The 22,594-nt window shown below is 38.6% G+C and carries 19 protein-coding genes and 1 pseudogene; 17 read left to right on the top strand and 3 right to left on the bottom strand.

What is annotated here, in order from left to right:
* Window positions 1-327: 327 nt before the first annotated feature.
* Window positions 328-699, top strand: a complete 372-nt coding sequence (locus D9782_RS03015; protein WP_026680444.1) for a CidA/LrgA family protein — start codon at window positions 328-330, stop codon at window positions 697-699.
* Window positions 692-1,381 (top strand): LrgB family protein, encoded by a 690-nt coding sequence (locus tag D9782_RS03010; protein ID WP_026680445.1) that lies wholly within the window; start codon window positions 692-694, stop codon window positions 1,379-1,381. The genes D9782_RS03015 and D9782_RS03010 overlap by 8 nt, the downstream gene beginning before the upstream one ends.
* Before the next feature lie 71 nt (window positions 1,382-1,452).
* On the opposite strand, the gene D9782_RS03005 is transcribed toward D9782_RS03010, so the two are convergent.
* Window positions 1,453-2,514, bottom strand: a complete 1,062-nt coding sequence (locus D9782_RS03005; RefSeq protein WP_121604046.1) for an NAD(P)/FAD-dependent oxidoreductase — start codon at window positions 2,512-2,514, stop codon at window positions 1,453-1,455.
* A 206-nt stretch (window positions 2,515-2,720) separates the two neighbouring features.
* Between D9782_RS03005 and D9782_RS03000 the strand changes: the two genes are divergently transcribed.
* The 11 genes and pseudogenes from D9782_RS03000 (at window position 2,721) to D9782_RS02950 (ending at window position 12,459) form a co-directional block, all read left to right on the top strand.
* Window positions 2,721-3,203 (top strand): PaaI family thioesterase, encoded by a 483-nt coding sequence (locus D9782_RS03000; RefSeq protein ID WP_121604045.1) that lies wholly within the window; start codon window positions 2,721-2,723, stop codon window positions 3,201-3,203.
* A gap of 98 nt (window positions 3,204-3,301) precedes the next feature.
* Complete coding sequence (locus D9782_RS02995; RefSeq protein WP_121604044.1) at window positions 3,302-3,775, top strand: hypothetical protein; 474 nt, start codon at window positions 3,302-3,304, stop codon at window positions 3,773-3,775.
* Window positions 3,756-4,400, top strand: coding sequence for a LytTR family DNA-binding domain-containing protein (locus tag D9782_RS02990; RefSeq protein ID WP_121604043.1), 645 nt, complete (start codon window positions 3,756-3,758; stop codon window positions 4,398-4,400). The genes D9782_RS02995 and D9782_RS02990 overlap by 20 nt, the downstream gene beginning before the upstream one ends.
* A 133-nt stretch (window positions 4,401-4,533) precedes the next feature.
* Window positions 4,534-6,047 (top strand): annotated as a pseudogene (locus tag D9782_RS02985) (acetyl-CoA hydrolase/transferase family protein).
* 712 nt (window positions 6,048-6,759) lie between these two features.
* On the top strand, window positions 6,760-6,957 hold the full coding sequence (locus D9782_RS02980) for a hypothetical protein (protein WP_121603754.1): 198 nt from the start codon (window positions 6,760-6,762) through the stop codon (window positions 6,955-6,957).
* Between the two features lie 175 nt (window positions 6,958-7,132).
* Window positions 7,133-7,654: a DUF6944 family repetitive protein gene (locus D9782_RS02975; RefSeq protein ID WP_121604042.1), complete on the top strand. Its 522-nt coding sequence runs from the start codon at window positions 7,133-7,135 to the stop codon at window positions 7,652-7,654.
* A gap of 479 nt (window positions 7,655-8,133) precedes the next feature.
* On the top strand, window positions 8,134-8,676 hold the full coding sequence (locus D9782_RS02970; protein WP_026679661.1) for a D-glycero-alpha-D-manno-heptose-1,7-bisphosphate 7-phosphatase: 543 nt from the start codon (window positions 8,134-8,136) through the stop codon (window positions 8,674-8,676).
* A 260-nt stretch (window positions 8,677-8,936) separates the two neighbouring features.
* A complete protein-coding gene (locus D9782_RS02965) occupies window positions 8,937-9,305 on the top strand; it encodes an FAD-binding protein (RefSeq protein WP_308036044.1) in 369 nt (122 codons plus the stop codon).
* A 186-nt stretch (window positions 9,306-9,491) separates the two neighbouring features.
* Entirely contained in the window at window positions 9,492-10,535 is a 1,044-nt protein-coding gene (locus D9782_RS02960) for a Delta(5) desaturase DesA (RefSeq protein ID WP_026679659.1), read from the top strand.
* Between the two features lie 185 nt (window positions 10,536-10,720).
* A complete protein-coding gene (locus D9782_RS02955) occupies window positions 10,721-11,863 on the top strand; it encodes a sensor histidine kinase (protein ID WP_121604041.1) in 1,143 nt (380 codons plus the stop codon).
* A complete protein-coding gene (locus D9782_RS02950; RefSeq protein ID WP_121604040.1) occupies window positions 11,860-12,459 on the top strand; it encodes a response regulator transcription factor in 600 nt (199 codons plus the stop codon). Before D9782_RS02955 ends, D9782_RS02950 begins: the two co-directional genes overlap by 4 nt.
* A 50-nt stretch (window positions 12,460-12,509) precedes the next feature.
* Here the strand turns inward: D9782_RS02950 and htpX are convergent, their stop codons facing one another.
* Entirely contained in the window at window positions 12,510-13,382 is an 873-nt protein-coding gene (gene htpX / locus D9782_RS02945; protein WP_121604039.1) for a protease HtpX, read from the bottom strand.
* Window positions 13,383-13,754: 372 nt separating this feature from the next.
* Between htpX and wrbA the strand changes: the two genes are divergently transcribed.
* The 3 genes from wrbA (at window position 13,755) to D9782_RS02930 (ending at window position 16,025) form a co-directional block, all read left to right on the top strand.
* A complete protein-coding gene (gene wrbA / locus D9782_RS02940) occupies window positions 13,755-14,354 on the top strand; it encodes an NAD(P)H:quinone oxidoreductase (RefSeq protein WP_026679655.1) in 600 nt (199 codons plus the stop codon).
* A gap of 408 nt (window positions 14,355-14,762) precedes the next feature.
* Window positions 14,763-14,978, top strand: a complete 216-nt coding sequence (locus D9782_RS02935) for a hypothetical protein (RefSeq protein ID WP_121604038.1) — start codon at window positions 14,763-14,765, stop codon at window positions 14,976-14,978.
* A gap of 258 nt (window positions 14,979-15,236) precedes the next feature.
* Window positions 15,237-16,025, top strand: a complete 789-nt coding sequence (locus D9782_RS02930; RefSeq protein WP_121604037.1) for an ion transporter — start codon at window positions 15,237-15,239, stop codon at window positions 16,023-16,025.
* A 421-nt stretch (window positions 16,026-16,446) separates the two neighbouring features.
* Here D9782_RS02930 and D9782_RS02925 read toward each other — a convergent pair whose 3' ends face one another.
* Window positions 16,447-17,457: an LLM class flavin-dependent oxidoreductase gene (locus D9782_RS02925; RefSeq protein WP_200862597.1), complete on the bottom strand. Its 1,011-nt coding sequence runs from the start codon at window positions 17,455-17,457 to the stop codon at window positions 16,447-16,449.
* A gap of 525 nt (window positions 17,458-17,982) precedes the next feature.
* Here D9782_RS02925 and gltB point away from each other — a divergent pair.
* Complete coding sequence (gene gltB, locus D9782_RS02920; RefSeq protein ID WP_121604036.1) at window positions 17,983-22,590, top strand: glutamate synthase large subunit; 4,608 nt, start codon at window positions 17,983-17,985, stop codon at window positions 22,588-22,590.
* Window positions 22,591-22,594: the final 4 nt, after the last annotated feature.

Below are 22,594 nucleotides of genomic sequence, written 5' to 3'. Positions count from 1 at the left end.
TGAACCCGGTTGTTTTTCTGTGCAATAGGGCGGGAAGATAGGATTCCACATATAACTGGAAATAACACCACCTCTTCTAGGAATAAAGAGAAACCAATATTGGTAAATAGGGGATAAACACCCTCCCACTTATTGAAGTTTCACTTATCAATTTACAACGTAGTTTGTATAACTGCTATAATGGTATATGTCATTTGAAAAATAGCTGGTGAAACACAGCGATGATTCAATGGATTTACGAGCAAGTCTTTTTCGTTTTGTCTCGCGGTGTTTTAATGATAAGCTATTTATTTCAATTGGTACATCTTAGAGTAGGAAGTGACCATCTTGAAGAAGTTAGGTAAAATGATCCTCCATATTTGCTTATTATATATCATATTTTTGTTTGGCAATTGGATACAAAACACATTGCATTTATTTATTCCTGGTAGTGTAATAGGTATGTTGATCTTATTTCTATTATTAATAACCAACGTTTTTCGTATTTCCTGGGTTGATGAAGGTGCTAATTATATTATTAATAATCTAGCATTCTTTTTTATTCCAGTTACAGTTGGTGTTATCAATTATTTTCACTTATTTTCTGGAAAAGGTTTTTTCCTGATTATTATCGTATTAATAAGCACGATTTTTGTTATGGGTGGATCAGGTGTTGTAAGTCAGTGGTTAATTCGCAGAAAGGAATGTCAGCATGAATGAAATCATCTTAGCAACAGTGGCAATTATCGGAACGTTTTTCATCTATCAACTTGCAGTTCGTATTCATCATACGTGGAATTACCCTTTAACGGCGCCAGTTTTAATTGCGACGACAATAATCATTATTATACTAGCTATGTTTCATATTCCTTATGAAACATATATGATTGGTGGAAAGTGGATTAATGAGCTGTTAGGTCCGGCAGTTGTTGCGCTTGCTTATCCATTATATCAACATAGAGAAACTTTAAAAAAAGTAACCATACCAATCTTAGTAGGGACATTGTTTGGGGCAATCTTAGGTATTTCAACAGGCGTATTATTAGCTAAGTGGGCGGGGTTTGAATCAAGCATTATCTATTCGTTAACGCCAAAGTCTGTAACAACCCCAGTAGCGATGGCTGTTACAGATACTCTGGGTGGTGTTATGTCGTTATCAGCAGTATTTGTTATGATAGCAGGAATCGGTGGTGTATTGATGCATACTTTTGTTCTTAGATTGTTTCGATTGGATCATTATTTAGGGCGTGGTGTTGGAATGGGGAGTGCATCTCACGCAATTGGAACAGCGACATCTATGGAAAAAAGTCAGCTAGAAGGGGCGATTAGCACGATTGCTATGGTTGTAAGTGCAGTTGTTGTTTCCATCATTACCCCTGGTTTGGTTCATCTAATGCTATAAATGTGACGTTGACTGTCCAGTGAATAATAAAACCGAGGCAATTCAGAGTGATCAGCCTCGGTTTTTACGTATTAATGGCGCTTATTTAACCAAAGAACCCCTGATTTAGCTAATCGTGGTAAAAGCCCAGTCATTGGCTTTTGCATCATGTTTCCGAACCCATCCGATTTGCCGAGTGAGCCAAGTGTACCTTTTAATTTAATTTCCTTTGGTTTTTTTGGCTCTTTATCACTGAGAACTGCTAAAAGCACCTCTGCGATTTTCTCCCCTTGCTGACCAGCTAGCTGTGCACTAGGTGAATATTCAGAGGAAGCGCAATCCCCTACTACATAAATATTTGTTCTTTCTGGTATTTGGAAGAAATCATTCACAACGATTTTCTCTTGCTCATCTTTAGCAAAGGGAAGTTCTCGAACTAAATAATGTGGTCTTACACCTGCAGTCCAGATGGTAACATCGTTTACAAAACAAACACCGTTATTGCAGACGCCATCTTTTTCTACATATTCTACATTGGAGTGGTGGAGTACATCTACATCGTTTCTAATGAACCATTCTGATACGTACTGCTGTATTTTTGCATCAAAAGCCTTTAAAACACTTGCACCACGATCTAATAAGCGAATATTTAAGTCAGGGCGGCTTTCTCTTATTTCTGAAGCCACTTCGATACCACTTAGTCCAGCACCAACGACTGAGACTTTCCCGTAAGCTTTCAAATTACAAACGGCAAGCCCTGTATTTCTTGCATTTTCAAAGGTTTGAACACTATGTGTGAACTCTTTAGCTCCTTGAATGCCGTGATAATTATCCTCACAACCTAAACCAATTACGAGATAGTCATAGGGAATGATTTCACTGGAATTAGAAAATAAAATTTCTTCCTTAACCGTATTAATTTCTTTAATCTCCCCGTAAAAATAACGTACACGTTGATCGTCAGGAAAGTGTAATCGAACATCTTTTTCTGCAGAAGTACCTGCTGCTATTGTATAGAACTCTGTTTTAATAGAATGGTAAGGATTTCGATCCACTAAGGTAATTTCTACTTCTTCTGGCAGCTGATAATCAAGCAGACCTAACAAGGCCTTCAGTCCACCGTACCCCCCGCCTAATATGACCAATCTTTTCATGCCACAAAACCCCATCTCTGAAAGTAATATCTGTATACTTATATTCTAGCGAAGATATAAAGCGATGTCACCATTTGATTGATTTCGACAAGCAATGGATCCGTTATCAACTACACTGTGTTGACTGAGGATGTAAAATTTATGCTTATACCATATATTTCAACATATGCTTGTATGCTATACTAGTCAAAAAAGGAGGGGACAACATGTCTATAGATGCAATACAAGATATTTACCCAGAGGACTATGCTTGGTGCTACGGCTGTGGAAGGCTGAATAAAGAAGGACTTCATTTTAAAACCATCTGGCAAGGTGATAAAACGATTACGGTGTATACACCTAGGCCAGAACATACAGCTATTCCTGGATTTGTATATGGAGGATTAATTGGATCTTTAATTGATTGCCACGGAACAGGCTCAGCGTCAATGGCTTTACATCGTAAAAATGGCCATGAAATTGGAGATGGGACAGAGCCACCCCGTTTTGTTACCGCATCTTTACGTGTAGACTTTATGAAACCGACACCTCATGGTATACCTCTGAAGGCTATTGGAACTGTTGAAGAAATACATCCAAAGAAATTCAAAATACGCACGGAAGTGTTTGCTCATAACGACTGCTGTGCAAAGGGAGAAGTGATAGCTGCGGTAATGCCAGCAGCGTTTAAACAAAAATCAGAAGTTTAACCTGTACATAACCAGTAAGATACCCACTGATTGAAGTTTCACTTTGTAGATTAATGTGTTGTAATATGTATAAGGATTGAGTCAAAAAGGGTGTGCGTATGGGATATCCATTTTATAATGAAGCCATTTGGAAAAGAAAAGCTCGAAATGCATATTTCAGTTCACTAGCCGTTATGGTTATTTTATGGTTACAAATTAGTGAGAATGATTTTTATCATCCTGCATTCGTTGTAATAAGTAGTATATTTGCTTTTTTTTCGCTTGTTCAAGGGATCCATTACCAAACCATGTGGAAAAAGGATTACATTCGTATGGAGGATAATGAGATTTTAATTTATCGCGGATTATGTTTACCAAGGAAACGGATTTCCTTCGAAGATATAAAGAGATTCAAAGAAGTAAGTACTTTGATTGAGCTACACTTAAAGGAAGATAAGCATGCACAGTTTAATATAGATTGGCTTTCTAATCATTCGGTCAAAGCTATAAAGGAAACACTTTGTAAAAAAATCCACGAGGAAATGGATGAAGTAAGGAAAAAGGAGCATTATCATGCAAAGACTCACTACTAGATCATTATTAGATGTAATTGGTGAACTTTTTTCCGATGAGATATCTATTGCCGTAACAACGACATCGGAATATATCTACTATCGCCCAAGTATACGAATTGATTTAAAAATTAGACCTGGAGATTCAATTAAGGAAGAAACACTTGCTAGCAAGGCTCTGGTAATGGAGCAGAAAGTGTCTGAATTCATACCCCGAAATGTATTTGGGATCCCGTATCATGGTATGGCAGTTCCCTTTTATGATGGAGCTCATTTAGGAGGATGTGTGCTTGCTATTTATCCAGCATTAACGGAGGGGAAATCAGTTATTACCGTAAAGACTTCAGACGGTTGGAAACCAATTCCTTTTGAGAAAGTCCAATATATCGAAGTGAAGGACAGGAGGACAAATGTTATTTCTCAAGAATTGAATGGTGTACATCGGCTTACGTTGCAGGATTTTGAGTATATGCTACCAAGAGAATCGTTCATTCGTTGTCATCGATCATTTATAGTTAATGTGAATCAAATTGAGCATATTTATCCAGATACGCATTCGACATTTATGCTAGCTATGAGAAATGGAGACCAAATACCTGTTAGCCAATCCTATTCCAGTTATTTTCGGAAGCTATTAGGATTTTGAATACAAATACTGTTTTAAAAGTATCTGGTACTGGTCTAAGCAATATACTTCTATTCCAGACATATTTCCACAAAAAAGAAAGCGCTTCATATAGAATAGTCCTTAAACTCTAATAAGAAAGAAGGGGTTTGGGATGAGATGTGAACATGATAGAATAGAGGATGTTCGACTGCATGATCGCGTTGTAACTGCAGAAGAAGCAGCATCGTGGATAAAGGATGGAATGACACTTGGATTAAGCGGCTTTACCCGGGCAGGGGATGTAAAAGCTGTACCAACAGCGTTAGTAAAGCGAGTCGAAAATGGGGAGCGCCTAAAGGTGAATGTTTTTACAGGTGCTTCTTTGGGGTCAGACGTTGATAAGATGTTTGCGGAAGCAGGCTTGGTTAATAAACGCTTACCTTTTCAAGCAGATCCATTCATGCGGAGGAAAATAAATCAAGGAGAGCATCTATTCGTTGACCATCATCTTTCGCATACCGCTGAATTACTACGGGGAATGTAATAGAAAAAGTTGATTATGCTATTTTGGAAGCGATTTCCATCACGGCTGAAGGGTTAATTATACCAACTACTTCAATTGGTAACTCCCTTTCATTTGCAGAGAGCGCAAAGGCAGTTATTATTGAGATCAATTTAGCTCAATCTCTATTGTTAAAAGGGCTGCATGACCTATACAGCCCGGATAAGCAAGGAAAGCGCAAACCTATTCCTTTAACTGAGGTACATGATCGAATTGGTACAATCGGTATTCCGATTGATGTGGAGAAAGTTAAAGGAATCGTTTTTACAAACCAAACGGATTCTCCCTCTACGATTGTACAGCCAGATAAAGAAACAAAGGTTATGGCCGATCATTTGCTGCACTTTTTTCGTGAGGAGGTTGCGGCAGGGAGATTAACTAAAAACCTTGCTCCACTTCAATCTGGTATTGGCTCAGTTGCAAATGCTGTTTTACATGGAATGGTTAATTCAGAATTTGAAAATCTAGAGATTTACTCGGAAGTATTACAGGACGCTGTATTTGATTTAATGGATGCAAATAAGGTGCGGATGGCATCTTGCTGTTCGATTACGCTTTCTGAGGCTAGAATGCAAGAGGTCTTTAACAACTTCGAGCGATATCGAAATAAATTAATTATGCGTCCACAGGAAATATCCAATCATCCAGAAATTATTCGTAGACTTGGACTTTTATCCATTAACACAGCGTTAGAATTTGATATCTATGGGAATGTCAATTCAACTCATGTGGCGGGCACGAAGATGATGAATGGGATAGGGGGATCTGGTGATTTTGCCCGAAATGCTAGGGTCGCCATCTTTGTTACAAAATCTATTGCTAAGAATGGTACTATTTCAAGTGTTGTACCCTTTGCTTCGCATATCGATCATACAGAGCATGATGTAGATATATTAGTTACGGAGCAAGGCTATGCAGATTTACGAGGGCTTGCTCCAAGGGAAAGAGCTCCACTGATTATTGAAAATTGTGCACATCCTATGTATCGTAAGCAATTATGGAATTACTATAAGGAAGCAATTAAAGGTGGTGGGCAGACACCTCATAATTTGGAAAAGGCAATGAGCTGGCATGTTAGTTACACGAAACAGGGGACAATGCAGGAACTAATTGGGCAGGATTAGTTTCTAGATGGTTCGATTAGATAAAGGGGATCTATATAATGAGGAAGCTACATTTCTGTAAAAAGAGATGTAGCTTTTTCATAGTCTAGGAAATGATTAAATTAGTCCATATGGTTAAATAGGGTATGAGCCGCGTTTAGCGCAAGCACACCGTGATTCCTTTATCACCGTTGACTCGCTTCATTCGCTATGTTTCTAATCGGACGCTTGCGCTTTTGTTAGGAAGAAGCTGATTGCTACCTTCTGCGGACGGTGCCTGTGAGACCCCTCGTGGCTTCACTCTTGTGAAGTCACACCCGCACACACTTTTAAGGCAGGAGTCGTCGACTTTCGTTTCCAACTATGGAAGGGTTATGAAACATGCAGGGTAGGTTCACCTTACATGCAACCGACGGCAAAAATCCCATAATTTCAGGTTTGTTTTTTTAAAAGTTAAGAAAGTATAAAATCAGTGCAATGACTGCGTTAAGCCAAGTAGTTATTTTGAAATGTTTGATGTATATTGGCAATGCTCCGACTAATTACTTCGCTTTCCGCGGGCACGGCTTCAACTAACTTTGCAAAGAAGAACACGTTGCAAAGTGGATTTTCGGCTCGCGCTAATCCCGCAGGAGTCTACGTAATTAGTCTCCGCTATGAGAAGGTGCAACAATTCTTGTCATAAGAAATAGGTTGACTTTTTTTACAATGGGTAAAGTGAAAATCGCTATCCGTGAGTATAAAAGCAGCTGTGTTACTTCATGCTAGCGTTGTAGAGCCTGATAATAGCGAAGGCCGGCCACTTCAACTCCTGTGGGAAATGTTTGACCTGAAGATCCACTTTTTTGAGCGGGTTTTGCTAAAAAAGTTAGCTGAAGGACAAACCCCACGGAAAGGGAAGTGGGCAGCCGGAGTGGTGGTCAAGCAGTAGCTATTATTCCATAATAGCTACTAGAGGAAGCGTAAACCTGAGCATTTAGTGATAAGGACTGAGCGAATTTTGCTAGTTGGCTATTGTACGTCATTCATCTATCTATTTTTCATGAAGGATGTAACAAAGCTGTTTTACAATGTTTACAATATGGTTAGGAGGAGGTGCTGAGTTGATGAGTAATGAATGGAAAGCAACATTTGGGTCGTGGGTACAAGCGATTGGAACAACCTTATCAGCAATAGGCTCAACCCCCTCTATAAATATACCAGCTCCCTTGGCGAAGGAACTGAATTTAGTTGGAAATGTAATGCAAGCAACTGGAAATTCTTTAGTGGCAGATAGTATTGATCACTTTACACTTAATAAACTAGGCAATGAGATTCAAGCAATTGGTAACTCAACAGTTATTACTGGAATTGTTATTGATTTTAATGAAAAAATAAAGAATGATTTAAATATCAAAGGTAATTTACTTCAAGCTTTAGGTGGTGGAGTAGCACTAGCGGACGCTCTAGGACATGAGCCAAATGAAAATGAACTTAGTAATATTTATGGTAATTTACTTCAAGCTATCGGTAATTCGCTACAAGCTCTATCGGGAAGAACTGGCGATGACGCGCAAGAAGTAAATGCTATTGGAAGTTGGATTCAAGCAACCGGGTCGGTGATTTCGGCATTAGGGCAGACCAAATAGCGAAAACAAGATTGACATCTTCCCAACATAAACAAGGGGTATAATAGAATAGGAAATTTTGAGTATCAGTGCTACGCCGAGACAAAGCAGAGAATTCACAGATCAGGTTTAGTCATTTGGAAATTGATATTCCATCAAGTGAATCTATCGGTAGAAATAATTTGTTAACTCCTAAAGGTTTATTAGTGCATCATTCATGGATGATGTGCTTGTTGAGATAATCGCAGCGCCATAAGCGACATATCTCCCGCATTTAACTGGCAGTAAGCCCCTCACATCAAGCAATAAAGCGAAACTAATATGGGTAAATGGAGGATCAACTGCCAGTAAATGTCCGATTGGTTCTAGGCCTTTAGGTCATATCATTGTGGTACTACCAATCCGTGGGGAAAACAAAACCCCCGCGGATTGAAGTTTTACTTTATATAAATCTTGGCCTCTTCGTACATACTAAGGATTATGAAGGATAGGGGGATTAGATGAAACAGCCTGCAATGTTTTTAGATCGTGATGGAGTTATCAATGAAGTATTAACAGAACGTGTGAAATTTGTAAATCAGCCAGAGGATTTTTACCTGCTTGATGGTGTAGGAGAGGCTATCAACCTATTCAATCATTTAGGGTATAAAGTTTTTGTAGTTACGAATCAAGGTGGACTTGGACTTGGTTATATGAACGAAGCAGCATTACATCAAGTACACCAAAGAATGAAGGAAGAAATAGCCGAATTTCATGGAGTCATTGATGATATTGCCTATTGTCCTCATAAACCGCATGCTAACTGTGCATGCCGTAAACCTCAACCGCAAATGATTTACGATTTAGCCAGGAAGCATGCAATTGATCTTCGTCATAGTTATATGGTGGGAGATAGAGAAATGGATATAGAGGCTGGAAAAAAGGCAGGAGTAAATACAATACTCGTTGGAGATCGTCGACATGCACAACAGCCTACTGCTGACCTTGAGTTTAAAGATTTATGGCATGTAGCTCATTATTTTAAATGGAATACGAACACTTAAACAAGCCTCTTTAGAGAAGGATTCTCTGTGGGAATAGCGAATCTAATGAATCCTTACTGAGGAGGTAGCTTATGTAATATAATGTCATTATTGTTGGAGTAGGACTAGCGAGAATTGTTACTGCAAGTGAGGTTGCGTGGAGGGAGACGCATGTTGTTATTAGACCAAGAACCGGAGCAATCTTTTGGGTAAGCATGGTAGTCATTTGATGGTCTGTTTTTAGTTAGTTAATTCACCAGAGCAGCGAAGAATGCGAATTCATGATTCGAGAGCATTGGGGTCAAAAACTTCTTCGTATAGATGCAATGGAAAGGCAGATTCAAGCGAGAGATCGTGAAATAGATAATACATTTTCAAAAGATGTACAGGTAACAGCAATAAGGGGTTCAAGAGAATATGTCGGAGATAAGTTTATTCTCGTAGCATCACCGCATAAAATTTTAGATAGTAAAAATGGTCCGCTCATTGCAGTTCGGCTATATATACTGAGTAGAAAAACATTAGGTGGATTACAAACAGATCTATTCGGACATGTATTGGACGTTTCAGGTGAATGTATACAGGACTTATATGCAGTTAGAGAAGTAACGGTTTTGGTGGTGGAGGTATGCATGATTACCATTCTTTGAAAGATCCGTTTGTTGGGGGGCGCTTATTCACTGATAAGAGAGAAGGTGAAGCGTTAATCAACGAATTATGAAGTTGTAACATAGCAGATATGATATTTGTCATGTACGCTCCTTGATATTTATGTCTTCTTATCATTAGGTAAAACCTTTACGATGATAGGAAAAGATAGTAACTAGGAGGAAAACATGAGTAGACAGAAACAAACTCAATTAAGAAAAAGTGTTGCAGTTTTTGCAAATTCGGATGTAAGGCGAAGTGTCATCCAACTCGTTAATACGATTCTTCCATTTTTAGTTCTCTGGTTTCTTGCTTATCAAAGTCTGTCCATTTCTATTTGGCTTACGCTTGGACTGGCAGTTGTGGCATCAGGGTTTGTTATTCGGATATTTATTATTTTCCATGATTGCACACATAGTTCTTTTTTCAAGAGCCCAAAAGCAAATCGAATGGTGGGTACACTCACAGGAATTATTACATTGTTTGCCTTTGAAAAGTGGAAACGTAGTCATGCGATACATCATGCGACGAGTAGCAATCTAGATAAACGTGGTACAGGTGATGTATGGGTAATGACAGTTAACGAATATAAGGAAGCATCTTTTTGGAGAAGACTCGCCTATCGTCTTTATCGAAATCCCATAATTATGTTTGGATTAGGACCATTATATCTTTTTTTACTATCGAATCGGTTTAACAGAAAAGGTGCAAGACGTAAGGAACGTTTAAATACGTATTTCATTAATTTGTCCATCGTAGTCATCTATGCCTCACTAATTTGGATAGTTGGATGGCAAGCCTTTCTCATTATTCAATTACCAATTCTTTTCTTATCCGGCTCGCTAGGTATCTGGCTCTTTTATGTACAACATCAATTTGAAGATTCCTATTTTGAAAACGAAGCAGAATGGGATTACGTAAAAGCTGCTGTGGATGGAAGTTCATATTATAAGCTGCCAAAAATAATACAATGGGTGACGGGAAATATTGGCTATCACCATGTACATCATTTGAGTCCAAAAGTTCCTAATTACCACTTAGAAGATGCTCATGAATCAACACCACCTCTGCAAAAAGCAACAACGATTACATTGTTAACTAGTTTGCAATCCATTCGATTCCGTCTGTATGATGAAGCTTCACGAACATTTATCAGCTTTAAAGAATTGAAGACATTGCAGAAAAACACGAATGTGAATATTTCTATGAAAACAAGTGTTCAAGAGAAATAATTGTAACATTCGCCAGTAATGAAAAAAGAAGATAAAGAAACTCCGAACTATAATCCTAGTGTATAGAAGTTATATCCGGATAGTAGTTCGGTATTTTTTTGAAATGGTGTTGAATCCTATCGAAAGGAATGAGTTGGCACGAAAATATTGCTATACTTAATACATCAGCTTAAGGAGGGCAAACAATGCAAAATTGGTATCATATATTCCCAAAAAATACAGGATTAAGTGCATTTGCATGGGTTGTTTTTTGTTTATTGCCCTTTTATTTTATTATTCGTTCTTCATCACTTTTGGAAGTTGGTATAGGTATTGTATTAATTGTGTGCTTCTTTACCACCTATCGGCTTTCTTTTATAAAAAAAGGCTGGACGGTTTATTTTTCCGTTAGTATCCAAATGGCGATAAGTATTGGGATGACTTTATATTTTGGGTATGTTTATTTTTCGTTGTTTCTAGCATTTTTTATTGGTAATTTGGAAAGTAAAAATGGATTTATCACATTATATGTTATTCATTTAGTTTCAACTATATCGGCAGTTAGTCTTGGTTTTTATATACAAAGTACCCTCTTTTTATCACAGCTGCCGTTTATTGCGATAACCGTTTTTGGTGTCATCCTCTTACCTTTTACACTTTATAATCGGAATAAACAGGATAAATTAGAGCACCAGTTAGAGGATGCAAATCGGAAAATTTCACAATTGATGGTTATAAAAGAGCGTCAGCGAATTGCAAGGGATTTGCATGATACCTTAGGACAAAAGCTATCGCTTATTGGTTTGAAAAGTGATCTAGCAGGTAAGCTAGTTACGATTGATCCACAATCGGCTAAAAATGAATTGCAGGATATTAATCAAACAGCTAGGACAGCGTTAAAAGAAGTAAGAGACTTGGTTTCGGAAATGAAAAGAGTCAAGTTAAAAGAAGAAATTATTCATGCTCGACAGATGATGGATGCTGCACAAATGCAGTTACATACAGACATCAATGCTGACTTTATAAAAACTCCCATTTTAGTAGAGAATGTATTGAGTATGTGCTTGAAAGAAGCTGTCACCAATGTGGTAAAGCATAGTTATGCTACCGATTGTTATATTAATGTACATCAAACAGCGAGTGCGTGGATGATGGAGATTAAAGATAATGGAGTAGGTAATGCAAAGATGTTGCAAGATAATGAAGGGAATGGGCTTCGTGGTATAAAAGAACGTTTAGAATTTGTAAATGGGAACCTGGAAATTACAGGCACAAAAGGGACTGTATTAACTATTCGTATCCCAAATGTCATCAAACAATCAGAAACGGGAGAGGAGAAGGTAGAATGATACGAATTGTTCTGGCTGAAGATCAAACGATGTTATTAGGTGCATTAGGTGCATTACTAAATTTAGAAGAGGACATAGAAATTGTTGGTAAGGCAAGTAATGGAGAAGAAGCAGTTCGATTAGTTAAGGAGCAACAGCCAGATATATGTATGATGGATATTGAAATGCCAATAAAAAGTGGTTTGGATGCTGCTGAAGAATTAAAAGATAATAATTGCAAGGTAATCATCTTAACAACCTTTGCTAGAACTGGTTATTTTGAACGTGCTAGAAACGCTAAGGTAAGTGGGTATTTATTAAAAGATAGTCCCAGTGAGGAATTAGCCAATTCTATACGAGTTATCGTAAGTGGGCGTAAGGTCTATTCCCCAGAGCTTATTGATTTGGCTTATAAGAATGAAAATCCATTAACAGAACGTGAGGAACAAGTTATACGCCTATTAGCGGTAGGGAAAAATACCAAAGAGATTGCTAAGGAATTATATATTACCACAGGTACCGTTCGGAATTATATTTCCGTAATATTGGACAAATTAGAAGTTGGAAATCGGATCGAGGCAATTGCAAAGTTGAAGGATTCGGGATGGATTGAGTAAGGTCTGATTTGATGAAAAAACCTCCCTAAGTAAGGGAGGTGGTAACTGACTTAAGCTAGACGCTCAATTCTTTCATCTAAATTTGGATGGGTTGAAAAGATAGAAGATTTTTTAGCCCCGTTTATTTTTAGAGTAGAAATCGAAGTTTCGTCACCTCGAACACGGTTTGTATACATACGTAAACATTCGAGAGCATGTCTCATTTTATCTTTACCAGCCAGGTCTGCACCACCTCTGTCAGCATGAAATTCCCTGTGTCTTGAATATGCAAATACAACGAGACTTCCTAGGACAGAGAAGACAATCTGGAAGAGGATAATCGCGATGAAATGGACGATTGGTGCTAATTCCTCTTTAACAAAACGAGAGACAATAAAAGCCGCAATTCGAGCTAAGAACACAACAAAGGTATTCACGATACCTTGTAAGAGTGTCATCGTTACCATATCTCCATTGGCAACGTGAGCTACCTCGTGGGCAATAACACCCTCAACAGCATCATCCATTTCCTGTAATAAACCAGTAGATACTGCTACTAAGGAGCGTTTTTTCGATGGTCCAGTAGCAAATGCATTGACTTCACGTGAATCGTAAATGCCGACTTCCGGCATATGCATTAATCCGGCAGCTCGAGATAAGCGATGTACTTTCTCTACTACTGCTCTTTCATATTCTGACATTGGTTTTTCAGGATTAATGACGCGGACACCCATCATTCGTTTTGCCATCCAACGTGAGATAGCTAATGAAATGAATGATCCTGTAAAACCAATAATCGCACTAAAAATTAATAATGTGCCTAAATGAAGTGTTCCGTCCGCCTGAATATAGTTCCATGTACCAGGAATGAGCGTAAAAATAATCGTGATTGTTGCTAGAACTAAAATGTTCGTTAACAAAAAGTAAAATATTCGTTTTCCCACATTCTCACCCTTTACCTATAATCTGTATCTGTGGATCATTCACATTCATTATATTATGTAGCCCGTCGCCTTACAACAAATTTTATAGATGTATTTTTGGAAGGTTTAGGATAGGCGATAGATCCTTGTAAAAACCCAATATTTAATTATAGTTACTTTTTATAATAAAATTACTTGACATAAGTTTATGGTTATTTTACTATAGTTACATAAAGTAATTAACTTTTTAATGAATAGCCAGAATTAATTCTTTTGGTTGGTTTGTAATAACGATTACTTTATCGAATAAATCAGAACAGCAAGGAGATATTAAGGAATATGAAATTTCTTGATAAAATAGCTGAAAAACTTTTTACAAAGGAGCGTAATTCGATGAGCAATGTAAAATTAGCTGTAATCTACTATAGTTCTACAGGAACGAACTACGAGTTAGCTAAATGGGCTGAGGAAGCTGGGAAAGAATCAGGAGCTGAAGTAAGGTTGGTGAAAGTTCCTGAACTTGCACCAGAAGCTGCAATTGAGTCAAACCCTGCTTGGAAAGCTCACTATGATGCAACAAAAGATGTAAAAGAAGCTACATCCGATGATATTGAATGGGCTGATGCAATCATTTTCTCAACCCCTACTCGATTTGGTAACGTGGCTTCACAGATGAAACAATTTATAGATATGCAGGGTGGTCTTTGGGGAGCAGGTAAAACGGTTAACAAAGTAGTAAGTGCGATGTCATCTGCCAGCAATCCGCATGGTGGTCAAGAAGCTACCATTTTATCACTGTACACATCGATGATGCACTGGGGAGCTATAATTGTACCTCCAGGATATAGTGACCAAGTAATCTTTGGAGCTGGTGGAAATCCATATGGTACAAGTGTAACCCAAGGACAAGACGGAAAAATGGTAGAGGATGTAGAAGCTGCTGTTAAGCATCAAGCAAAACGTACAGTTGAAGTAGCTGAAAAAGTTAAATAGTTTGGAGAATAGTATAAGCTGGTCAAATCTTTGATGATTTGACCAGCTTTTTTAGATGCGCCAGGCATGGCGACTATCTAGGGTGTGAGAGGGGCGAGAAGCTCTTAGCTTCTCCCTTTACTCGTAAGTTAAGAAAGTATAAAATCAGTGCAATGACTGCGTTAAGCGAAGTAGTTATTTTGAAATGTTTGATGTATATTGGCAATGCTCCGACTAATTACTTCGCTTTCCGCGGGCACGGCCTCAACTAACTTTGCAAAGAAGAACACGTTGCAAAGTGGATTTTCGGCTCGCGCTAATCCCGCAGGAGTCTACGTAATTCGTCTCCGCTATGAGAAGGTGCAACAATTCTTGTCATAAGTAATAGGTTGACTTTTTTTACAATGGGTAAAGTGAAAATCGCTATCCGTGAGTATAAAAGCAGCTGTGTTACTTCATGCTAGCGTTGTAGAGCCTGATAATAGCGAAGGCCGGCCACTTCAACTCCTGTGGGAAATGTTTGACCTGAAGATCCACTTTTTTGAGCGGGCTTTGCTAAAAAAGTTAGCTGAAGGACAAACCCCACGGAAAGGGAAGTGGGCAGCCGGAGTGGTGGTCAAGCAAGCAGTAGCTATTATTCCATAATAGCTACTAGAGGAAGCGTAAATCTGAGCATTTAGTGATAAGGACTGAGCGAATTTTGCTCAGTTTTTTTAAACCGTTGAGAGCTTTATAATTCAATAACGTATGCGATGGTAGGGGGTATAGACATAAATTCACTGTCGCTTTCTATTTACGAGTTTGGTTGTTCACGGAAAATTAACAGTAGAAAAGTAATATGTAGGTGACAAACGATAGGGAAATCAGTAAAATTACTAAAGAGAAGGAGGCAAGTATTATATCATGAGCACAATTCGTAAAAAGTGTGCAACGCTAGCAGAACATCCTGCTTTTATGAATACAATTATAGTATTAATTGTTTTGAACGCCATTTTAGTCGGTTTAGAGACATATAGTTTTGTTGCAGAAAAGTATGCAGGTTGGATATATCTTGCCGATCGAATATTACTTTGGATATTTACATTGGAAATTGTAATTAGACTAATTGGCAGTCGTTCTCTTAAGGCATTCTTTAAAGATCCTTGGAGTGTATTTGATTTTGTAATTGTACTTAGTGGACATGTATTGGTTGGCTCCTATTATGTAACGGTATTAAGAATAATGCGTGTGCTTCGTGTGTTAAGGGCCATTTCTATTATACCTTCATTACGAAAGATGGTTAATGCATTACTTCTCACTATTCCTTCAATGGGAACGATCCTACTGCTGTTAGGTATTTTCTTCTATGTATACGGTGTTATTGGTACGATGATGTTTCAACTAATCGCTCCTGAATACTTCGGTACACTACACCAGTCTTTATTGACGCTTTTTCAGGTCATCACATTGGAGTCATGGGCAAGTGGTGTAATGCGCCCAATCTTAGCTGAAGATCCTTCATCCTGGTGGTACTTCGTCACATTCATTCTTATTGGTGCATTTGTAATTGTTAATTTATTTGTTGGGGTTGTTGTCAATAATGTAGAAGAAGCTAGTAGAGAAGATTCTCCATCACCAACGGATATGAAACTAGCTGAGGTTCAGAAGGAATTAAAAGAGATTAAGAAGTTGTTAGAAAAAAATAAAGGATAAAAAGGTCGGGGACGAACCTAAAATCGTTAACCCAAAAGCCAAATGATAAAGTGAACCTTCCATCCGTGGGGGGCTTATTTATCCCCGCGGATAGTTAGTACCACAAGGGTATGACCTAAAGGCCCGTGAACCAATCGGACATTTACTGGTAGTTGATCCCACATATCCATAGTGGTTCACTTCATAGCTTGAAGTGCGGGGCTTACCGCCAGTTATATGCGGGATAAAATGTTGATACGAAGCGAAGTCACAATACGTAGACTCCTTAAAAAGAAGAGCGTTTTTCTGCGTACGATGCATCGCTGCTGATGCCTTCCTTATCCTGCGGGAACAGTGTACGGGCTGAAGATCCCGCAGGAAAGGGAAGTATGTTAATGGAGCGTGATAGAACCTGTTTTAAGTAAACATTAATGATAGCTTGTTAATCCATTAACTCAGAAATAATTTCGAACGACCGCTGCCGATCTGCTTGATGATAGATTTGAGAGCTTATAATCATTTCATCCGCCTGTGTTTCCTCTAAGAAATTTTTCAACCCCTGTTTAACCGTTTCTTTGCTGCCAATTATCGTTGTACGAGGGTCTAGCGTTTGTTTGATAGCTTCAAGCTCGTTAATAGAGAAATGGGCCTCGATATTTTCAATCGGTGGCTTTAGCTTTGTTGGTTTTCCACGACGCATATTTAAGAATTGCTGCTGCAAGGAAGTCGCTAAATAGCTCGCCTTCTCATCAGAGTCTGCAGCAATTACATTAACACCAACCATGGCATATGGCTTATCCATATATTCGGATGGCTGGAACTGTTCTCGATATAAGTTTAATGCAGGAATTGTATATGCAGGTGCAAAATGACTAGCAAAGGAAAATGGCAACCCTTTTTGAGCTGCTAATCTAGCACTAAAATCGCTAGAACCGAGTAACCAAATAGGGATGTTTAACCCTTGACCAGGAACAGCTTTTACACGAGAAACCGGATCTTTAGCGAAGTAATCTTGTAATTCATTTACTTGCATAGGGAAATCTTCCACACTCATATTTAGTGTCCGCCTTAGCGCATATGCTGTCGCTTGGTCACTCCCTGGTGCACGGCCAAGCCCTAAATCAATGCGTCCTGGATAGAGTGACTCAAGCGTTCCAAATTGCTCGGCAATGACAAGTGTTGCATGATTTGGCAGCATAACACCACCTGCTCCTACACGAATGTGATTTGTTTTTTCGGCAATATGTCCGATAATTACGGAGGTTGCAGAGCTAGCTATTCCAGGCATGTTATGATGTTCAGCTAGCCAGTAACGGTTAAAGCCAAATTTCTCTACATCCTGTGCTAAAGCTACACTATTTTTAAAAGAATCGCTTGGTGTGCTGCCTTCATTAACAGGAGCTAAGTCTAAGACAGATAATGGTATATGCTGAAATGTCTTCGTATGAGTCATTATTTTTCACCTCTTCGCTTATTTCTTAATAAGAAATGATACGGATTTTTTTATAAACCGTCCAACGATTAGCTTCGGTAGAAAACAGATAGCTCGTTGATAGCTGTTAAAGCGGATAAATCAATTGTATATAATTCAACTGGTCTAGACCACGAAAGAATTGATCATTTAACCATGGTTTAAGAAAAATTCAAAGAAAATTTTTAATAAAAATTGAAATTTTTGTGAAGTAATCCTCAACCTGTCTATACCCCTTGTCAATCATGCAGTTTAGATGAATAAAGAAAATAGAAACACGAAAAAGACAGCGTTTTCATTTATTAAAATTTAATAATATTGTATTAAAATAACTTATCTGAATTTTGAGGTAAAATAAAAATTATGATATGATAATCCTACTATACTTTTTTCCGAATGGATGGAACAGTGCGAAAATTATGTGATAGGTGGTTTTAAAGCTTCTGAAATCAATGAAATTAAAATATAGATCATGTGAATTTTGATGTTAAGAAAGGGGATGTTGGGATGTCGCGAAATGGATTCCCTGAATCACAGGGATTGTATCGTCCTGATTTTGAACATGAAGCATGTGGGATAGGGATGATTGCAAACATAAACGGTAGGAAGACGCATAATATTGTGCAAAATGCCATTAATATTCTCTGTAACCTGGAGCATCGTGGTGGTCAATCGGCAGATACCAGTACAGGGGATGGTGCCGGAATCTTAACACAGATTCCGAATCGTTTTTTTCAGAAGCAATGTGCAAAGGAAGGAATTCAACTTCCAGCAAAAGGGGACTACGGTGTGGGGATGGTATTTCTTCCGAGAAATCATAATCTCCGTATGGAAAGTAAAAGGATGTTTGAACGAATTATTCGAGAAGAAGGACAAACATTTCTTGGCTGGAGACCAGTCCCTATTAACGAATCATTTATTGGGAAAGTAGCAGCAAAAAGTATGCCTTCCATTCGTCAAATCTTTATAAAGAAACCGGAAGATGTGAAAGATAAAAAAGCGTTCGAACGAAAGTTATTTGTCATTCGGAAGCGAATCGAACAAGAAGCTGCAAAATCCCCAGAATTCGAGGATATTTATATTAGTAGCTTGTCCTCAAGTACCATCGTCTACAAAGGGATGCTCGTCCCTGAACAGTTAGATGCCTTTTATATCGACTTAAACCATCCTGATTTTAAATCAGCACTCGCATTAGTTCACTCTCGCTTTAGTACTAATACCTTTCCAAGCTGGAAACGATCGCATCCAAATCGATACACCATTCATAACGGTGAATTTAATACACTAAGAGGCAATGTGAATTGGATGCGTGCAAGGGAGCAAATGTGTTCATCGGAATATTTTACAGAAGAGGACATGGAAAAGATATTGCCAGTAATTGACTATGAGGGAAGCGATTCATCTATATTTGATAATACATTTGAATTCCTGCATTTATCTGGACGTTCTCTAGCGCATACAGCAATGATGATGGTTCCAGAGCCTTGGGCAAATGATAATGGAATAAAAGAAGAAAAACGAGATTTCTATGAATATCATAGTACACTGATGGAGCCTTGGGATGGGCCTGCGGCACTTGTCTTTTCTGACGGAACGCAAATAGGCGCATGTTTGGACCGTAACGGATTGCGGCCCGCACGCTATTATGTTACGAAGAGTGGAATGATCGTTCTTGGATCAGAGGTTGGTGCCCTGGATATATTTGCTGATGACATATTGTATAAACGTAGATTAGAGCCTGGAAGAATGCTTTTAGTTGATTTGGAGAAAGGTGTCATTGTTCCAGATGAAGACATTAAAATGCAAATTGCATCAGAACAACCGTATAAGGAATGGTTGAATAATAAAATAGATATAGATGATATTCCAGATGTAATGTATAGACAGCCGGTATTTGGAGAGGAAAAATTAATTAAACAGCAGCATGCATTTGGATACACCCGGGAAGAATTGAATAAAATCATTAAACCATTAGTTACGGACGGAAAAGACCCGATTGGTTCCATGGGATACGATTCACCTTTAGCTGTACTGTCTAAGAAGCCACAGCTGCTATACAACTACTTTAAGCAATTGTTTGCTCAAGTAACAAATCCTCCAATTGATGCCATTAGAGAAAAGATTATCACAATGGTCGAGACGACTATTGGAGCAGAGGGGAATCTAGTACACCCCACTGCAGAAAGCTGCCGACACATTCGTTTGAAAACACCAATCCTTACAAATGGCGAATTAGAAAAATTACGTATTCAACAATTAGCCGGTTTTCAAGCAGTAACCTTGTTTATGCATTTTGATGTAAATGATCAGGAGAATGCATTGGAAAAAGCACTGAACGAACTCTTTGTAAAGGCAGATAAAGCCATTAATGAAGGTGCTGTAATCCTCATTTTATCTGACCGAGGAATCGGCAAAGATAAAGCAGCTATTCCTGCATTACTAGCTGTATCTGGTTTACACCACCATTTAATTCGTCAGCGGCTACGTACTAAAGTGAGTCTATTAATCGAATCGGGAGAACCAAGAGAGGTTCATCATTTTGCAAGCTTAATCGGCTATGGCGCAGAAGGGATAAATCCGTATCTTGCTTTTCACTCCATAGAAGATCTTGCTGAGAAACAAGAATTAGAACAGTATACAGCAAAACAGGCGAAGCGGAATTATATTCAATCAGTGACAGATGGAATTATAAAGATACTCTCGAAAATGGGAATCTCGACAATCCAGAGTTATCGAGGAGCACAAATTTTTGAAGCAATTGGTATAAGAAAAGATGTTATAGAAAAGTATTTTACTGGTACTGCTTCAAGATTGGGTGGTATTGATCTTGGCCTAATTGAGGAAGAAACACGTATGCGTCACCAAAAGGCTTTTTCAGAAAATCGTGGTGGCAGCTATACCTTAGAAGCTGGCGATGAATACCAATATCGTAAAGATGGGGAGGACCATCAATATAATCCTAAAACTATTCATATTTTACAGCATGCCTGTCGAACAGGTAATTATGAGTTATTTAAGGAATACTCAAAGCTTTTGACAGATGAAAAGGAGAATCTTCAATCTTTAAGGGGCTTACTGTCCTTTAAAAAACGTAAACCAGTGCCACTCGACGAAGTAGAATCTATAGAATCTATTTGTGCTCGTTTTAAAACTGGTGCTATGTCCTTTGGCTCGATCAGTAAGGAAGCTCATGAGTCTTTAGCGATTGCCATGAATCGCATCGGTGGGCGTAGTAATAGTGGTGAGGGCGGTGAATCAACAGACCGATTTACTCGTGATGAGAATGGTGATCTAAGAAGGAGTGCCATTAAACAGGTTGCTTCAGGGAGGTTTGGAGTAAACAGCAATTATCTAGTGAATGCTGATGAGATCCAAATAAAGATTGCCCAAGGTGCTAAGCCTGGTGAAGGTGGACACTTACCTGGAAAAAAAGTATATCCATGGGTTGCTGAGGTACGCGGATCTACTCCAGGAGTTGAGCTCATTTCTCCACCACCACATCATGATATTTACTCCATTGAAGATTTGGCTGAGTTAATTCATAACTTAAAAAATACGAATCCAAATGCAAGAATTAGTGTCAAGCTTGTATCAGCAGTTGGCGTTGGTACCATTGCAGCAGGTGTCGCAAAAGGTAGAGCAGATCTAGTTTTAATTAGTGGTTATGATGGTGGAACTGGAGCAGCACCACGTACAAGCTTGAAGCATACAGGGCTACCTTGGGAGATTGGATTGGCTGAAACACATCAAACGCTTTTATTAAATGGACTTAGAGATCGAATTGTTGTGGAGACAGACGGTAAAATGATGACAGGGCGTGATGTAGTAGTAGCAAGTCTGCTGGGTGCCGAGGAATACGGCTTCTCTACAGCCCCACTAGTCGTATTGGGATGCGTAATGATGCGTGTTTGTCATTTGGATACATGCCCAGTTGGGATAGCAACACAGAATCCGGAACTACGTAAGAAATTTATGGGAGACCCGGAACATGTAGTCCATTTTATGAAATTTATTGCACAGGAAGCACGTGAATTAATGGCAGAACTTGGCTTTCGAACCATCAATGAAATGATTGGTCGTACGGATGTGCTTGAATTTAATCAAGCCATTGATCATTGGAAGGTAAAAGGTATAGATCTGACAGAGTTGCTTTATCAACCAGATGTACCTGCAAAAGTAGGAAGATATGCGACAATCAAACAAGATCATGGAATTGAAAAGACACTTGATTATCAAGAACTAATTCCGAATTGTAAACAGGCAATTGAACAGAAAAAGGCAGTTGAGTTTACAACAGCAATACGTAATATAAATCGGGTAACTGGTACGCTATTAGGCAGTGAAATAACCAATCGCTATGGGGAAGCTGGGTTACCTGAAGATACGATTAAATTGAATTTTAACGGATCTGCTGGGCAAAGCTTTGGAGCATTCATTCCACCAGGTATGACATTACGACTTATCGGTGATGCCAATGATTTTGTAGGAAAGGGTCTATCTGGAGGGAAAATTATCGTCCATCCAGACCCTATTGTTACCTTCCCACCTGAGAAAAACACAATAATCGGTAATGTAGCCTTTTATGGCGCTTCACGAGGAGAAGCATATATACGCGGACTCGCAGGAGAACGGTTTGCAGTAAGAAATAGTGGAGCAACCATCGTTGTTGAAGGTGTAGGAGATCATGGTTGCGAGTATATGACAGGTGGTACAGTCGTAGTATTAGGAAGTACGGGAAGAAATTTTGCTGCAGGTATGTCTGGTGGCGTAGCATATATATTCGATGAAGACGATTCATTCTGTTCGAAGGTGAATGACGAGCTTGTGCATATAGAAACAGTAGCAGATCAAGCAGAAATTCAGCGACTTTATCGAATTATTCAACAACATGTAAATGAAACAAATAGTACACATGCGGAGCGAATTTTATCCTATTGGGACAAATATGTAGAACAGTTTGTGAAAATTATTCCAAAAGCATTTGTGAAAATAAATGACCGAATTGCAACGTTAAGAGCAGAAGGAATGAGCAAATTCGATGCAGAGATGCTTGCCTTTGAGGAGAGTAAGCAGCCTGCAAAAGAAGAAAAGAAAGAGGTAGGAGCATTACAATAGCCAT

It is taken from the genome of Virgibacillus sp. Bac332, from assembly GCF_003667785.1.
Classification (GTDB): Bacteria; Bacillota; Bacilli; order Bacillales; family Amphibacillaceae; genus Virgibacillus; species Virgibacillus salarius.
This window is presented reverse-complemented; position numbering and strand designations above follow the sequence as displayed.

What these genes read in the sequence shown, in the direction of transcription:
- D9782_RS03010 (WP_026680445.1), top strand. Translation starts at nt 692, where the DNA reads ATGAATGAAATCATCTTAGCAACAGTGGCAATTATCGGAACGTTTTTC.
- D9782_RS03005 (WP_121604046.1), bottom strand. Translation starts at nt 2,514, where the DNA reads ATGAAAAGATTGGTCATATTAGGCGGGGGGTACGGTGGACTGAAGGCC.
- D9782_RS03000 (WP_121604045.1), top strand. Translation starts at nt 2,721, where the DNA reads ATGTCTATAGATGCAATACAAGATATTTACCCAGAGGACTATGCTTGG.
- D9782_RS02995 (WP_121604044.1), top strand. Translation starts at nt 3,302, where the DNA reads ATGGGATATCCATTTTATAATGAAGCCATTTGGAAAAGAAAAGCTCGA.
- D9782_RS02990 (WP_121604043.1), top strand. Translation starts at nt 3,756, where the DNA reads ATGCAAAGACTCACTACTAGATCATTATTAGATGTAATTGGTGAACTT.
- D9782_RS02975 (WP_121604042.1), top strand. Translation starts at nt 7,133, where the DNA reads ATGAGTAATGAATGGAAAGCAACATTTGGGTCGTGGGTACAAGCGATT.
- D9782_RS02970 (WP_026679661.1), top strand. Translation starts at nt 8,134, where the DNA reads ATGAAACAGCCTGCAATGTTTTTAGATCGTGATGGAGTTATCAATGAA.
- D9782_RS02965 (WP_308036044.1), top strand. Translation starts at nt 8,937, where the DNA reads ATGATTCGAGAGCATTGGGGTCAAAAACTTCTTCGTATAGATGCAATG.
- D9782_RS02960 (WP_026679659.1), top strand. Translation starts at nt 9,492, where the DNA reads ATGAGTAGACAGAAACAAACTCAATTAAGAAAAAGTGTTGCAGTTTTT.
- D9782_RS02955 (WP_121604041.1), top strand. Translation starts at nt 10,721, where the DNA reads ATGCAAAATTGGTATCATATATTCCCAAAAAATACAGGATTAAGTGCA.
- D9782_RS02950 (WP_121604040.1), top strand. Translation starts at nt 11,860, where the DNA reads ATGATACGAATTGTTCTGGCTGAAGATCAAACGATGTTATTAGGTGCA.
- wrbA (WP_026679655.1), top strand. Translation starts at nt 13,755, where the DNA reads ATGAGCAATGTAAAATTAGCTGTAATCTACTATAGTTCTACAGGAACG.
- D9782_RS02930 (WP_121604037.1), top strand. Translation starts at nt 15,237, where the DNA reads ATGAGCACAATTCGTAAAAAGTGTGCAACGCTAGCAGAACATCCTGCT.
- D9782_RS02925 (WP_200862597.1), bottom strand. Translation starts at nt 17,457, where the DNA reads ATGACTCATACGAAGACATTTCAGCATATACCATTATCTGTCTTAGAC.
- gltB (WP_121604036.1), top strand. Translation starts at nt 17,983, where the DNA reads ATGTCGCGAAATGGATTCCCTGAATCACAGGGATTGTATCGTCCTGAT.